Annotated in this window: 11 protein-coding genes; 1 reads left to right on the forward strand and 10 read right to left on the reverse strand. The window is 60.5% G+C overall.

Features of this window, described 5'->3' with window-relative positions:
- Positions 1 to 43 precede the first annotated feature (43 nt).
- From clpB to rluD, 3 genes are all read right to left on the reverse strand, one after another.
- Positions 44 to 2,617: an ATP-dependent chaperone ClpB gene (clpB, locus tag AB5Y73_RS18085; RefSeq protein ID WP_107683258.1), complete on the reverse strand. Its 2,574-nt coding sequence runs from the start codon at positions 2,615 to 2,617 to the stop codon at positions 44 to 46.
- 202 nt (positions 2,618 to 2,819) lie between these two features.
- Positions 2,820 to 3,557, reverse strand: a complete 738-nt coding sequence (pgeF, locus tag AB5Y73_RS18090) for a peptidoglycan editing factor PgeF (RefSeq protein WP_118854376.1) — start codon at positions 3,555 to 3,557, stop codon at positions 2,820 to 2,822.
- A gap of 112 nt (positions 3,558 to 3,669) precedes the next feature.
- Positions 3,670 to 4,650: a 23S rRNA pseudouridine(1911/1915/1917) synthase RluD gene (gene rluD / locus AB5Y73_RS18095; protein ID WP_005339771.1), complete on the reverse strand. Its 981-nt coding sequence runs from the start codon at positions 4,648 to 4,650 to the stop codon at positions 3,670 to 3,672.
- Between the two features lie 117 nt (positions 4,651 to 4,767).
- Here rluD and AB5Y73_RS18100 point away from each other — a divergent pair, with 117 nt between their 5' ends.
- Positions 4,768 to 5,523, forward strand: a complete 756-nt coding sequence (locus tag AB5Y73_RS18100) for an outer membrane protein assembly factor BamD (RefSeq protein ID WP_058056274.1) — start codon at positions 4,768 to 4,770, stop codon at positions 5,521 to 5,523.
- 149 nt (positions 5,524 to 5,672) lie between these two features.
- Here the strand turns inward: AB5Y73_RS18100 and AB5Y73_RS18105 are convergent, their stop codons facing one another.
- The 7 genes from AB5Y73_RS18105 to pntA form a co-directional block, all read right to left on the reverse strand.
- Positions 5,673 to 7,001, reverse strand: coding sequence for a CoA-disulfide reductase (locus AB5Y73_RS18105; protein WP_181497665.1), 1,329 nt, complete (start codon positions 6,999 to 7,001; stop codon positions 5,673 to 5,675).
- A 98-nt stretch (positions 7,002 to 7,099) separates the two neighbouring features.
- Entirely contained in the window at positions 7,100 to 8,500 is a 1,401-nt protein-coding gene (locus AB5Y73_RS18110) for an L-cystine transporter (protein ID WP_005339766.1), read from the reverse strand.
- A gap of 133 nt (positions 8,501 to 8,633) precedes the next feature.
- Entirely contained in the window at positions 8,634 to 9,935 is a 1,302-nt protein-coding gene (locus AB5Y73_RS18115) for a serine dehydratase subunit alpha family protein (protein WP_041234985.1), read from the reverse strand.
- Positions 9,936 to 9,956: 21 nt separating this feature from the next.
- Positions 9,957 to 10,625 (reverse strand): transcriptional regulator, encoded by a 669-nt coding sequence (locus AB5Y73_RS18120; protein WP_058056220.1) that lies wholly within the window; start codon positions 10,623 to 10,625, stop codon positions 9,957 to 9,959.
- 147 nt (positions 10,626 to 10,772) lie between these two features.
- Positions 10,773 to 11,552, reverse strand: coding sequence for an ABC transporter substrate-binding protein (locus AB5Y73_RS18125; protein ID WP_058056221.1), 780 nt, complete (start codon positions 11,550 to 11,552; stop codon positions 10,773 to 10,775).
- Positions 11,553 to 11,650: 98 nt separating this feature from the next.
- Positions 11,651 to 13,135 (reverse strand): Re/Si-specific NAD(P)(+) transhydrogenase subunit beta, encoded by a 1,485-nt coding sequence (gene pntB, locus AB5Y73_RS18130; RefSeq protein ID WP_005339759.1) that lies wholly within the window; start codon positions 13,133 to 13,135, stop codon positions 11,651 to 11,653.
- An 11-nt stretch (positions 13,136 to 13,146) separates the two neighbouring features.
- Entirely contained in the window at positions 13,147 to 14,673 is a 1,527-nt protein-coding gene (pntA, locus tag AB5Y73_RS18135) for a Re/Si-specific NAD(P)(+) transhydrogenase subunit alpha (protein WP_181497666.1), read from the reverse strand.
- Positions 14,674 to 14,908 lie beyond the last annotated feature (235 nt).

Raw genomic sequence — 14,908 nt, forward strand, 5'->3', positions numbered from 1 at the left:
CAAAACGCAGGCTTCAAGCCTGCGTTTTTTATCGACGATCCCGTTACTGGGTCATGGTGAGGCCGTTGCTGTCGGCTCCCAGCAGCAGTTTCTTGCCGGGGACGATGCGGCCGGAGAGCAGGGCCTGCGCCAGCGGGTTCTCCACCTTCTGCTGGATCGCCCGTTTGAGGGGCCGCGCCCCGTAGACGGGGTCGAACCCGGCATGCACCAGCTTCTCGAGCAGCGCTTCGCTCACCTCCACCTCGTAACCCTGAGCCTCGAGACGGCCCATCAGGCTCTTGAGCTGGATCCGGGCGATGGACTTGATGTGTTCCTCGCCAAGCGGATGGAACACCACCGTCTCGTCGATCCGGTTGATAAACTCCGGCCGGAAACTGCGGGTCAGCACATCCATCAGCATAGCCTTCATCTCGTCGTAATCCTTCTCGGAGTGGTGCTCCTGAATCAGATCCGACCCGAGGTTGGAGGTCATGATCACCACCGAGTTGCGGAAATCGACGGTCCGACCCTGACCATCGGTCAGGCGGCCATCATCAAGCACCTGCAACAGGATGTTGAACACATCCGGATGCGCCTTCTCCACCTCGTCCAGCAGGATCACCGAGTAGGGACGACGGCGCACAGCCTCGGTCAGATAACCACCCTCTTCATAACCCACGTATCCGGGAGGCGCCCCCACCAGACGGGCCACGCTGTGTTTCTCCATGAACTCGGACATATCGATCCGCACCATGGCATCCTGGGTATCGAACAGGAACTCCGCCAGCGCCTTGCACAGCTCGGTCTTGCCCACCCCGGTGGGCCCCAGGAACAGGAAGGAGCCGATGGGGCGATTCGGGTCGGAGAGACCGGCACGGGAGCGACGAATGGCGTTGGAGACCGCATCGACCGCCTCCTCCTGACCAATCACCCGGCTGTGCAGCTGATCTTCCATCCGCAGCAGCTTGTCGCGCTCCCCTTCCAGCATGCGGGCGACCGGAATACCGGTCCAGCGGGCCAGGACGTCTGCAATCTCCACGTCGGTGACCCGGTTGCGCAGCAGACTGGTCTCCTGCATCTCGGCCTGAGTGGCGAGATCCAGCTGTTTCTCCAGCTCCGGAATGCGGCCGTACTGCAGCTCGGACATCCGGCCCAGGTCGCCTGCGCGGCGCGCCACATCGAGATCCTGACGGGCCTGCTCCAGCGCCGCCTTGATATGCTGGGTGCCGGCAAGGGCGGCTTTCTCGGCCTTCCACACTTCGTCCAGCTCGTTGTATTCCCGATCTTTTTCGCCAATCTCCTGATTGATCAGCTCCAGACGCTTGCGGCTGGCGTCGTCGTCCTCTTTCATCAACGCCTGCTGCTCCAGCTTGAGCTGGATGATGCGCCGCTCGAGGCGATCGAGCGCCTCCGGCTTGGAATCGATCTGCAGCCGGATGCTGGCCGCCGCCTCGTCGATAAGGTCGATGGCCTTGTCCGGCAGCTGGCGATCCGCAATATAGCGATGGGACAACTGGGCCGCCGCCACGATGGCAGGATCGGTGATCTGCACATGGTGGTGCAGCTCGTAACGCTCTTTCAAGCCACGCAGGATGGCGATGGTGTCCTCCACGCTCGGCTCTTCCACCAGCACCTTCTGGAAGCGACGCTCCAGCGCGGCATCCTTCTCGATGTACTGACGGTACTCATCCAGGGTGGTGGCGCCGACGCAGTGCAGGTCGCCACGGGCCAGCGCAGGTTTCAGCATGTTGCCCGCGTCCATGGCCCCTTCGCCCTTGCCGGCGCCGACCATGGTATGCAGCTCGTCGATAAAGAGGATGACGTTGCCCTCCTCCTTGGCGAGATCGGTCAGTACAGCCTTGAGCCGCTCTTCAAACTCGCCGCGATACTTGGCACCGGCCACCAGCGCCCCCATGTCCAGCGACAGCACCCGCTTGTTCTTGAGCCCTTCCGGCACTTCGCCGTTGATGATGCGCTGGGCCAACCCCTCGACGATGGCGGTTTTACCGACACCGGGAGCACCGATCAGCACAGGGTTGTTCTTGGTGCGGCGTTGCAGCACCTGAATGGTACGGCGGATCTCGTCATCACGGCCGATCACCGGGTCGAGCTTGCCGATCTCGGCCCGCTCGGTCAGATCGATGGTGTACTTCTCCAGCGCCTGACGGTTCTCCTCGGCGTTGGCATCTTCCACCTTCTTGCCGCCCCGCACCTTGTCGATGGCCGCTTCGAGTTTTTCCTTGGTCAGCCCCTGGGCGCGCAGCAGCTCACCCAGCGTTCCCTTGTCATCGAGGGCAGCCAGCACGAACAGTTCGGAGGAGATGAACTGATCCTTGCGCTGCTGGGCCAGTTTGTCGCAGACGTTGAGCAGGCGGCCGAGGCCGTTGGAGAGCTGCACGTCCCCTTCCACACCGCTGACGCGCGGCAGGCGATCCAGCTCCTCACCGAGACGGGAGCGCAGGGCGTTGATATCCATCCCGGTCAGGGTGAGCAACGGACGGATAGAGCCGCCATCCTGATTGACCAGTGCGGTCATCAGGTGAACGGGTTCGATGAATTGGTGGTCACGACCCAGCGCAAGAGACTGGGCATCGGAAATAGCAATCTGGAATTTGCTGGTCAGGCGATCGAGGCGCATTGCACTCCCCCTTCAAACAGGCAGACGCCGCTTGCGCGGCAAACAACATAACTTTCTGAGATGAAAGATGAGGCCCGTACGGGCTATTTCAAGGGCATAGGCTGGTTATTTTTTCTGCAAAGCGGGGAGAGGGCAGGATCACCGCCTCTCTCATACGGATCTGTTCTTGAGAGAGACGGGGTATTAGTTGGCGGGTGATTGCTTAGCGGGCCAACCAGATGAGGGAGGCCATCCGGCCGGTCTGGCCGTCGCGACGATAAGAGTAGAACTGCTCGCTATCGCTGAAGGTGCAGTATTCACCACCATAGACGGCGGTAACGCCAGCGCGGGCAAGGCGCAACCGGGCCAGCTGGTAGATATCCGCCAACCATTTGCCGTCGTTGGACGAAGGGACGAACGCCGCTCCAGCTTCAGCCTGCTCAGCCATAAAGGCCTCGCGCACCTCTCCCCCCACTTCAAATGCAGTGGGGCCAATGGCCGGGCCCATCCAGACCAGGACCTCGCCCGGCTCGCAGCCCATGGCGGCGATGCTCGCCTCCAGCACGCCCTCTTTCAGTCCACGCCAGCCTGCGTGGGCCGCTGCGACCACGGTACCAGCCCGATCGCAAAACAACACCGGCAGACAGTCGGCGGTCATCACGATGCAGGCCAGCTCCGCCTCATGGGCGCAGGCGGCATCGGCATCCGGCGCCTGCTCATAATGGCTGCTGACTGGATGAACCACGGTGCCGTGCACCTGATTGAGCCAGTTAAGGGGCCCCGGGATGGCGGCCGCCTGCTGCAGCCGGGCCCGATTGGCCTCGACTCGCACCGGTTCATCCCCCACATGGGCGCCCAGATTGAGACCGGCAAAGACCCCTTCGCTAACACCACCATCCCGGGTGGTCGACAACGCCCTGACACACGCCGGGGCTGGCCAGTCGGGTTCGATCCATTTCATCTGTGACTCCTTCAATTCACCGATATAAAAACGGGGCTCCTGCAAGGGAACCCCGTTTGGCATCTGTTCGGGCCGGATGACGCCAGAAACCGACGCAGCAGGCCCTATCACATCAGTTCCAGACCAGATCATCCGGATTGGCGAGCGTATCCGCGCGCAGCACTTCCATCAGCTCCACCATGTCTTGCGGTGTAGCTGAGTGCCACTGCATCACTTCCCCCGTGATGGGGTGAGCCAGTTGCAGCATAGTGGCATGCAGCGCCTGACGGTTGAAGTTGCGCAGTGCCTGAGTCAGCTCGGGGGTCGCGTTGCGCAGCGGGCGCAGACGGCCACCGTAAGCGGGATCACCCACCAGCGGGTGTTTGATGTGCGCCATGTGGACACGGATCTGGTGGGTACGGCCGGTCTCCAGACGCAGACGCAGACGGGTGTGGCCACGGAACTTCTCGTGAACCCGGTAGTGAGTCACGGAAGGACGACCATTGGGCACCACGGCCATATGGGTACGCTGGGTCGGGTGACGGCCTATGGGCGCATCAACCGTACCACCTGCGGTCATGTGACCGATGGCGATCGCTTCGTACTCACGGGTGATCTGGCGCGCCTGCAACGCTTCCACCAGATGGGTCTGGGCGGGTACGGTTTTGGCAACCACCATCAAACCTGTGGTGTCTTTATCCAGACGGTGCACGATACCGGCGCGAGGTACCTCGGCAATGCCGGGGTAGCGGTGCAGCAGGGCGTTGAGGATGGTGCCATCCGGCGTACCTGCGCCCGGGTGAACCACCAGACCGGCCGGTTTGTCGATCACCAGAATGTGTTCATCTTCATAAACGATGTTGAGCTCGATATCCTGGGCATCCCAGCGAGTATCATCTTCCAGCTCGACATTCACATGCACCTGCTGCCCGGCCAGAATCTTCTCGCGCGGGGTGTTGGCAACCTGACCGTCCAGGGTCACTCTGTCCTGTAAAATCCACTCCTTGATGCGGGTGCGGGAGTAGTCTGGAAACAATTCGGCCAGGGCCTGGTCGAGTCGCTGCCCGAATTGGTGATCCTGGAATTCGCCTGTCAGTTCAATATGCTGGCTCATGTATGGTCTCTTGAGCGGGGGGTATCAATTCGAAATAATCCGGGTATTCTAGCTTTTCTTTTAGCCAAGCATAACGGATACTTTGCCAATTTCGTGGAAATGGACCGGATGTTGTTGATGGGAAAGAAGTCTCACCTGCTGATGTCGCTCGCCTTGGTCGCTACCTTGATCACAGGCTGTTCCAGCACCAAACCCAAGGTACCCGACGAACCGCCGGAGACCCTGTACCAGAAAGCACGCCTCAAACTGGACGTTGGTAATTACGTGCAAGCCACTGAATTGCTTGAGGCTTTGGACTCTCGCTATCCGTTCGGAGCCTACTCCAATCAGGTGCAGCTTGACCTCATCTATGCCTACTACAAGCAGGATGATACCGCTCAGGCGATCGCCAATATCGACCGTTTTATCCGCCTCAATCCGGCGCATAAAAATATCGATTACGTCTTCTATATGCGCGGCCTGACCAACATGGCGGCGGATTACAACTTCTTCCAGAGCCTGTTCGGTATCGGTCGTGACGACAAAGACCCGGCTTATGCCCGTCAAGCATTCCAGGACTTCAAGACCCTGCTGCAGAACTACCCCAACAGCGTCTATGCCGCCGATGCCCGTGCGCGCATGATTGGCCTGAAGAATCGTCTGGCCCGATATGACCTGAGCGTGGCCGAGTATTACGTGAAGCGTGATGCACTGGTCGCGGCCGCCAACCGGGCCAAGCTGATTGTCGAAACCTACCCAGACACAGCCGAAACCGAGAAGGCGCTGGAGATCATGGTCGAGTCTTACGACTCCCTGAAGATGCCGCAGCTGGCCAAGCATGCCCGCGAAGTGCTGGCCAAGAACTACCCGGAGAACCGCCTCGGCCGTGGCTGAGTGATACGGATAAACCGGTAACAAAAAACCGATGCCTTGGCATCGGTTTTTTTATTGCTGCAATTTAGCCACTGAAATTACCCGCAGGGGCTCTGCAGAGCTAGGGCAACGTAACGGCGCCTTCCCAACGCCGTCCGTCATCGCAACGCTTACTTCGCGACATTACCCGCCACGTTCAGGGCATCCCAGGTGCGGGAGAAGGGCGGCGCATAGGCAAAGTCCAGCATGCCGAGCTGCTCGGTGGTCACTCCCATGGTGATGGCCACCGCCAGCGCGTCGATGCGGTGTACCGCCCCCTTGCGACCGAGGATCTGGCCACCCAGCAGCCGCTTGCTGCCCGCCTCATAGACCAGCTTGACGTGAATGTCGGACTGGCCCGGGCAGTAGTTGGTATGGCACTTGTCCTTGATCACCACGGTGCGATAGTCGATGCCCATCGCCTTGGCTTCCTGCTCGGAGAGGCCGGTACGGCCCGCCTCCAGCCCCAGCACCTTGAGCGCGGCAGAGCCGAGGGTGCCCGGGAACTCCTGCTCGGCCCCCGCCAGGTTCTCACCCACCATGCGCCCCAGCTTGTTGGCGATGGTGGCGAGCGGCACATAGACCTGCTGCTGCTTCACGCTGTGCCAAACGCTGGCACAGTCACCGGCTGACCAGACGTTGGCGAGCGAGCTGCGCCCCTGACGGTCCACCTTGATGGCGCCGTTACCGAGCCGCTCGATGCCGGTATCGGCCAGAAACTCGGTGTTGGGCTTGACCCCGGTGCAGACCACCACAATATCGGCCTCGTACTCGCCCTGACTGGTGCGCACGCCGGTCACCCGGCCATCCCCCAGCAGCGCTTCAACTCGCTCACCCAGATGGAGAGAGGCCCCCTGCTCGCGCAGTTCGGTTTCGATATGCTGGGTGATCTCGCCATCAAACGCATCGGGGATGACCCGATCCGCCAACTCGATGAGACGCACCTCTTTGCCCTGATGGACCAGCGCCTCGACCACCTCCAGCCCGATAAAGCCGGAGCCAATCACCACGGCGCGGCGATTATTCTTGTCTTGCACCGCAGCTTTGAGCGCCAGCCCGTCGGCCATCCGGCGCAGACCGAATACCCCTTGCTGCTGCAGACCGGGGATGGGGGGCATCACTTCGCGGGCACCGGTGGCAATCATCAGGCGATCGTAGCGATCGGTGAAGGTGTCGCCGTTGTGCTCCACCACCAAGGTCTGGGCAGTTGCGTCAACGCTCAATACCCGATGGCCAATCTTGACCTCGATCCCCTTGGCAGCGAACTGCTCGGGGGTGAACTCGGCCATGTAGCCGGGCTCCTGAAACTCGTCACCGACGAAGTAAGGCAGGCCGCAAGCACCGAAAGAGATCACTTCGGAGGCCTCATACACCACGATCTCGGCATCTTTGGCCAGACGGCGCGCCTTGGCGGCCGCACTCATACCGGCGGCTTCGCCACCGATGATCAGAATTCTCATTGTTTTTCCTCTCAATGGCGCAGGGAGGGCATGCCCTCCCTGCGGTCTATGACGGGAAAGAGTCACCCCTTTCCACGGGCAGATCAACCGACAGCAAATCAGACGGTAGACTCTTCGCCGTCCAGACTCACTTCGTGATCGCTGTTGAACACATGCATGTCGGTTTCGCCCATCAGGCGGCTGGTGACCGTCCCTGCGGTGATGGAGCCGGAGACGTTAAGCGCGGTACGGCCCATATCGATCAGCGGCTCGATGGAGATGAGCAGACCGGCCAGCGCCACCGGGAAGTCCAGTGCGGAGAGCACGATCAGCGCGGCAAAGGTGGCGCCGCCGCCAATCCCGGCCACCCCGAAGGAGCTGACGGTGATGATGGCGATCAGGGTCATGATAAAGCCGGGATCCATCGGGTTGACCCCGACGGTCGGGGCAATCATCACGGCCAGCATGGCAGGATAGATACCGGCACAGCCGTTCTGGCCGATGGTGGAACCGAAGGAGGCAGCGAAGTTGGCGATCCCCTCAGGAATACCCAGCGACTTGGTCTGGGTCTGCACGTTCATCGGAATGGAGCCCGCACTGGTACGGGAGGTGAAGGCAAACGCCAGCACCGGCGTGATCTTCTTGAGGAAGCGCAGCGGGTTGATGCCGACCATGCTCACCAGCAGCAGGTGCACGACAAACATGATGGCGATGGCGCCGTAAGAGGCCATCACAAAGCTGAGCAGGTTGAGAATATCCGCGTAGTTGGAACCGGAGACCACCTTGGTCATCAGCGCCAGCACGCCGAACGGGGTCAGGCGCAGCACCAGAGTCACCATCCGCATCACGATGGCATGCGCCACGGCCACGAAGTGGCTGAAACTGGCGAAGATCTCCGGCTTCTTGCGGGCGATGCCGGTAGCGGAGAGGCCGATGAAGATGGAGAAGATCACCACGGCGATGGTGGAGGTCTTGCGCGCCCCGGTCATGTCGAGGAAGGGGTTGGCAGGAATGAACTCCAGCATCATCTTGGCGAACGACATGCTCTCGACGCTGCCGAGGGTGGTCTGCAGCGCGGCGCCACGAGCGCTCTCGGCGGCACCGGAGGTGAGCCCTTCAGCAGTCAGGCCAAACAAGTTGGACATCAGGATGCCCGCCCCGGCGGCGATGGCGGTGGTGAAGATCAGCACGCCTATGGTCATGGCGCTGATCTTGCCCAGCGCAGTGCCGCCATTGAGCTTGAGAATGGCGCTGATGATGGAGACCATGATCAGCGGGATGATGATCATCTGCAGCAGCTTCACATAGCCGCTACCCACAATATCCAGATAGTCGATGGTCTGAACAATGACGGACGAACCAGCACCGTAAAGCAGTTGCAACGCGGCGCCGAACAGAATACCGAGCCCCAGACCGGCAAATACCCGGCGGGTGAAGCTCACATGTTTTTCCTGTAACCGGTAGAGAAAGAACAGCAAGATGGCGGCGATGGCCAGATTGCCGATAACGCTAAATGTCATGGTATGACTCCCCAAAAAGCGGGCTTGGGCCCGAGAAACAAGAGCAAGCGCCATGCTTGCCCTGGCAACCGTGTCAGACGGTCTGCGCCGTCGTGACAAGAACAAGGGGGTCTATCGCCCCCTTGTCACAGATTCACTGCTTCTGCTGTTTCGCTCGCATGATATTGATGATTTCGATGTCGGTATCCAGCATCCCCTCTTTGGAGAGTCGTCCCAGATTGGCGATGGTCTGGTCCACATCGTCGGAGACGATCCCCTCGCTCTGGGGGACATGCAGGTTGTTGATAGCCATCAGCGAAGACTTAACCGCCGCCGAGGTGGAGGTGGAGACCTTCATGGAGCAGGCGCTGCCCGCGCCGTCGCAGATGATGCCGGAGACATCGCCAATCATGTTGTTGATGCAGTGGCTGATCTGCTGATACTGGCCGCCCAGCAGCCAGGTGATGGCGGCACCGGCCCCCATGGCGGCGGTACTGGCGGCGCAGAGGGCCGACAGCTTGTTCTGGTAAGTCTTGATGTAGATGGCCACCAGATGGCTCATCACCAGCGCCCGAGTCAGCTGCTCGTCGCTCGCCTTGAGGAAGCGGGCCGCCGCGACCACAGGCATGGTGGCGGCAATGCCCTGATTGCCGGAGCCGGAGTTGGACATGGCGGGCAGCATGGCGCCATCCATCCGTGCATCGGAGGCAGCGGAGGAGAGGCGCATCGCCAGAGTCATCAGGTCATCGGAGAGCAGCTTGCGCTCCACCTGCTCGGTGAGGATCTTGCCGATCTTCAGGCCGTAACCCTGCAACCCTTCGTCCGCCAGCGCCTGATTCATGGTGGCGGCCTCGCGGATAAAGTCGATCTCCGCCAGCGGCACTTCCAATGCAAAATCGACGATCTCCCGCAGGGTCATGGCCGGTTTGGCGGATTTGGCTGGCTGGATCTGTACGCCGGGGGCACTGGCCTGCTCCATCAGCACCTCGCCATCCTTCTCCATCAGGATGATGCGGGTGTGGTCGGTGCAGATCACCACCCGGGCGCTATGGCCCTCCACTTCGGCCAGCACCTCGGCGTAGAGCACGTCAGGCACATCCTTCACATCCACCTTGATCACCGGCAGCAACGCCTTGGCCGCTTCCACCTGTTCTGGTGTGAGGGTCTTGAGCACCTCCAGCCCGGCATCGGGATTGCCCCCTGTGATGCCGACCGCAGCGGCCACCGGCAGACCGATCATGCCGGTACCCGGCACCCCGACCCCCATGCCGTTCTTGAACAGATTGCCACTGACCCAGACGCTGATGCGGGTCGGGGTCTCCCCCAGCAGCTTGCGGCAGTTGGCCGCCGCCAGCGCCACCGACATCGGCTCGGTACAGCCCAGGGCCGGCACCACTTCACGCTTGAGCAGGGTAATAAAGTCGGTCCATTGTGCTTTCATCGCAGTGTTTCTCATGTACAGGGTGCCCGCAGGCAATTATTGCTTGTTCAGATCCGCCTTGTGGTTGCGGATATGCAGATAAACAGTATGACGGGAGATGCCGAGCATCCGGGCAACCAGCTGGGCCGCCTCCTTGATCTCGAAGATCCCCATGTCGAAGAGCCGGGTCACTATCTCCTTGTTGCGCACCGTGCAGGAGAGCGAATCGTCCCGATCCACCTTCTCAATCACCTGGGTCACCAGATCATCCACCGAGCTGGCAAAGGTCTCGTTGTTGAGCGGCGCCGGTGCCGCTGGCAGCGCAAAGGTATCGAGCAGGCTGCCAAGGGAGGTATCCAGACTGAAGTTCACGCAGAGCATGCCGATGGGCTTGCCCTGCCGGTTGCTGATGGTGATGGAGGAGGACTTCATCAGCGTCCCGTCGCGGGTACGGCTGAAGTAGCTGCTCCACTGGCTGCCCGCCTCCCCCTGCAAGCGGTTGAGGGCAAAGTCGGTGACCGGCGCCCCCTCCCGACGACCGGTGACATGGCCGTTGGCAATCTTGATGACCGATGCATCCAGCGTATCGAACGCATGCAACACCACCTCGCACCCTGCGCCAAACAGCGCGGCCAGCGCCTCGACCGCGGGCTCGAAACTGGCGATCAGATGACGTTCTTCATCCGTTAACGAATTGACCTGGTCAGTGGTGGCTGCTGTGGACATATATGAGTAACTTTGAGTAAACCGCAGTTGATTCTACTATCAACAAGATCAACTAATGTTGAGCGGTATCCCCTTTTTGTTCGCCATTATGCCCACCTTTTAACAAAGTGCGACAAATTGTGAAGCGGCGCACAGCAGGGCGGCAACTCAGAGGTGATAGCGGGCCAGCAGTTGCTTGTAGGCGGGAGTCTGTTTGAACGCCTTGAGGGCAGAGGAGAAGCGGATAGCCAGCTGGTCGTGGCCGGGCTTGTGGGTAAACGCGAGGAAGTTGCGGTTGTCATCGGTCAGCAGGCGCGAGCCGTGGTTCACCTGATCCTGCAACCCCTGGGTATGCAGCAGATAACGACCGACCCGCTCGTTAAGCACCACCCCGTCCAGCCGACCTGCCATCATCAGATGCAGCTGTTTGATGGCATTCCCCTCCCCCGTCATCGGCATCCGGATCACCCCGGGATCGGTCAGAAAATCGGGGCTGTAGGCATAATCTTCCTGAATACCTATCCGCAGACCCTTGAGGTCGGATAGCTGCTTGAAATCCACCGGACGAACCGTCGGATAGAAGAGCACTTCACCGCTGTAAGAGAGCGGCTCTTCGGGATAGTGAAGCCAGTGCTGGCGGGAAGGTTCAAAGAATACGTCGACTACCGCATCCCCCTGCTTGAGACGGGCCTGCTGCAGAACCCGCTTCCAGGGCAGCACCCTGATTTCAGTGCGATAACCCATCTGGCGCAACACGGTACAGGCCAGATCGAGATCGGCGCCGGCCAGCTCGCCATTGTCACCACGCATCACATAAGGGGGCCACAGCTCGGTCAGCAGCGTCAGAGTCGGCGGCTCGTCCGCCGCCACTGCCGAACCAGTACCAAACAGGGAGGCCAGCAGCCAGCCGTACAACCCTATCCTTCGCCAACCCTGACACCACATCATGGAGATCCCTCATGGTCCGTATGGATTGAGGATATACAAGGGATGAGTAATAAAAAAGGAGGCCGAAGCCTCCTTTATATCCAGTCTCTGAATGGCACTTACAGTGCTTTCAGGATTGCCTCGACGCTGGCCTTGGCATCGCCAAACAGCATCTGGGTATTCTCTTTGAAGAACAACGGGTTCTGGACACCGGCGTAGCCAGTGTTCATGGAGCGCTTGAAGCCAATGACGTTCTGCGCTTTCCACACTTCCAGTACCGGCATACCGGCGATCGGGCTGCCCGGATCTTCCATCGCAGCCGGGTTGACGGTGTCGTTGGCACCGATCACCAGCACGGTATCGGTATCGGCGAAGTCGTCGTTGATCTCGTCCATTTCCAGCACGATGTCATACGGGACTTTCGCTTCCGCCAGCAGCACGTTCATGTGGCCAGGCAGACGACCGGCAACCGGGTGGATACCGAAGCGCACCTTGACGCCGCGATCACGCAGCTTCTGGGTGATTTCAGCCACCGGATACTGGGCCTGCGCCACCGCCATGCCGTAGCCCGGGGTGATGATGACGGAGCTGGAGTTTTTCAGCAGGTCAGCCACTTCCTCGGCGCTGGTTTCGCGGTATTCGCCCATCTCCTGATCAGCCGTGGAGGCTACGCCGTCGGAGCCGAAGCCACCGGCGATCACGGAGATGAAAGAGCGGTTCATCGCCTTACACATGATGTAAGAGAGGATCGCACCGGAGGAACCCACCAGGGCACCGGTGACGATCAGCAGGTCGTTGGAGAGCATGAAGCCCGCCGCCGCTGCCGCCCAACCGGAGTAGGAGTTCAGCATGGAGACCACCACCGGCATGTCTGCGCCACCAATGGAGGCAACCAGATGCCAGCCGAAGGCAAAGGCGATCAGGGTCATCACCAGCAGGGCGAAGGTAGAGCCGCCCGCGTTGACGAAGTAAACCATCAGCGCCAGCGAGGCGACCACGGCCAGCAGGTTCAGCTTGTGGCGGTGCGGCAGCATCAGCGGCTTGGAGGAGATGAGACCACGCAGTTTGCCGAAGGCAACCACGGAACCGGTAAAGGTTACGGCACCGATGAAGACGCCCAGGAAGATCTCGACCAGGTGGATGTTCAGCATGGCGCCGGTCAGGTGCTCGACCTGGGCAACGCTGTTGGCCTGCTCGAACGCCGCACGGGCGGCTGCCAGGGTGGCATCCAGATTGGAACCGACGGAGACGACGACCTCAGCAGGTGCAGAAGGGTGCAGATCGATGAAGCTGTTGAAGCCCACCAGTACTGCCGCCATACCCACGAAGCTGTGCAGCACGGCCACCAGCTCGGGCATCTCGGTCATTTCGACCTTGAGTGCCAGACGCACGCCGATGGCACCGCCGATCACCATGGCCAGGATGATCCAGTGAACGCCACTGGTCTCCGGGTTGAATACGGTGGCGAGCAGGGCGATAGCCATACCCGCGATACCGAACAGGTTGCCATGCTTGGCCGTTTCTTGCTTCGACAGTCCCGCGAGACTGAGGATGAAGAGCACGGCGGCAACGATATAGGATGCTGTTACCAGTCCTTGAGACACGTTAAACCCCCTTAATCCTTACGGAACATCTTCAGCATGCGCTGAGTGACGGTGAAGCCGCCGAAGATGTTGATACTGGCAATCAGCACGGCGATGAACGCCAGCGCGGTGACCAGGGTCGACCCTTGCCCGATCTGCAGCAGGGCACCGACCACGATAATGCCGGAGATGGCATTGGTGACCGACATCAGCGGCGTGTGCAGGGCGTGAGAGACGTTCCACACCACGTAGTAACCGACCACACAGGCCAGGATGAATACGGTGAAGTGGGAGAGGAAGGCTGCCGGGGCAACGGACGCAATCCAGCCGAAGGCGGCGATACCGATGGCACCGAACACGAACTTCTTGTTGGAGGGCTTGGCCTCTTCTTTCTTGGCGGCCGGTTTGGCGGCGGCCGGTTTCTGCGGGGCAGCAGAGACGGAGATGGCGGGCGGCGGGAAGGTCACTTCACCGGCCTGGATCACCGTCATGTTGCGCTGAACCACGTCTTCGAAGTCGATGGCAACGTTGCCGTCCTTCTCCTTGCACATCAGCTTCATCAGGTTGACCAGATTGGTACCGTAGAGCTGGGAGGATTGGGCAGGCAGACGACCCGGCAGATCGGTGTAACCAATCACCTTGACGCCGTTGGCGGTGACATGCAGCTCACCCGGCACTGTGTATTCACAGTTGCCACCAGCCTGAGCGGCCATGTCCACGATGACGGAGCCCGGCTTCATGCTGTCGACCATCTCTTTGGTGATCAGCTTGGGAGCCGGCTTGCCCGGGATCAGGGCGGTGGTGATGATGATGTCCACCTCTTTGGCCTGCTGGGCGAACAGCTCCATCTCGGCCTTGATGAACTCATCGGACATGACTTTGGCGTAACCATCGCTGGATGCGCCATCTTCGCCACCGAAGTCGAGCTTGAGGAATTCCCCACCCATGGATTCGATCTGCTCGGCCACTTCCAGACGGGTATCGAACGCACGCACGATGGCACCGAGGGAACCGGCCGTACCAATGGCAGCCAGACCGGCAACACCGGCACCGATCACCAGTACCTTGGCAGGCGGCACTTTACCGGCTGCGGTGATTTGACCGGTGAAGAAGCGACCGAACTGGTGCGCAGCTTCAACCACGGCGCGATAGCCACCGATGTTGGCCATGGAGGAGAGGGCATCGAGGGACTGGGCACGGGAGATCCGCGGCACCATATCCATCGCCATTACATTGATGTTGCGCTCGGACAGCTTCTTGACCAGCTCGGGGTTCTGGGCAGGCCAGATGAAGCTAATCAGAGTGGCGCCATCTTTAATTTGTGCGATCTCGGCATCGGTCGGCGCATTGACCTTGAAGATAAGGTCGGCTTGCCAGACATTCGGCACCACGCTGGCACCGGCAGCCTCGAAGGTGGCATCATCGAAGCTGGCCGACAGGCCTGCGCCGGTCTCGATGGCGACCTCGAAGCCGAGCTTTTTCAGCTGCTCGACGGTAGCCGGGGTCGCTGCGACCCGGGTCTCACCGGCGAGACTCTCTCTCGGTATTCCAATCTGCATGACTATTCCCTGATGGTTAATAAACAATCGCTGCCCAGTGTCTCACTTCTGACGAAACAAGACATGACCAAAGTGCAGGTCCAGGGCTCTTTGTTATGAAAATCAGTAGGCTTTACCTCAACCTCCTGTCATGGTCAGGCCCCCGCTTTTCAGGCGCGAAGGTGATTAGTATCAAATTTTGGAGTTTTATTACAACCGCAGTCCCGACGGCACTCGTACAGAATTCAGCCCATCC

It is taken from the genome of Aeromonas sp. s7(2024), assembly GCF_040907825.1.
In the GTDB taxonomy this organism is placed as follows: Bacteria; Pseudomonadota; Gammaproteobacteria; order Enterobacterales; family Aeromonadaceae; genus Aeromonas; species Aeromonas veronii.

Excerpts from the sequence above, each read along its gene's own strand:
- AB5Y73_RS18105 (WP_181497665.1), bottom strand. The coding sequence starts at position 7,001 with ATGAGAATTCTGATCATCGGTGGCGAAGCCGCCGGTATGAGTGCGGCC.
- AB5Y73_RS18100 (WP_058056274.1), top strand. The coding sequence starts at position 4,768 with ATGGGAAAGAAGTCTCACCTGCTGATGTCGCTCGCCTTGGTCGCTACC.
- AB5Y73_RS18115 (WP_041234985.1), bottom strand. The coding sequence starts at position 9,935 with ATGAGAAACACTGCGATGAAAGCACAATGGACCGACTTTATTACCCTG.
- AB5Y73_RS18110 (WP_005339766.1), bottom strand. The coding sequence starts at position 8,500 with ATGACATTTAGCGTTATCGGCAATCTGGCCATCGCCGCCATCTTGCTG.
- clpB (WP_107683258.1), bottom strand. The coding sequence starts at position 2,617 with ATGCGCCTCGATCGCCTGACCAGCAAATTCCAGATTGCTATTTCCGAT.
- pgeF (WP_118854376.1), bottom strand. The coding sequence starts at position 3,557 with ATGAAATGGATCGAACCCGACTGGCCAGCCCCGGCGTGTGTCAGGGCG.
- AB5Y73_RS18120 (WP_058056220.1), bottom strand. The coding sequence starts at position 10,625 with ATGTCCACAGCAGCCACCACTGACCAGGTCAATTCGTTAACGGATGAA.
- rluD (WP_005339771.1), bottom strand. The coding sequence starts at position 4,650 with ATGAGCCAGCATATTGAACTGACAGGCGAATTCCAGGATCACCAATTC.
- pntA (WP_181497666.1), bottom strand. The coding sequence starts at position 14,673 with ATGCAGATTGGAATACCGAGAGAGAGTCTCGCCGGTGAGACCCGGGTC.
- AB5Y73_RS18125 (WP_058056221.1), bottom strand. The coding sequence starts at position 11,552 with ATGATGTGGTGTCAGGGTTGGCGAAGGATAGGGTTGTACGGCTGGCTG.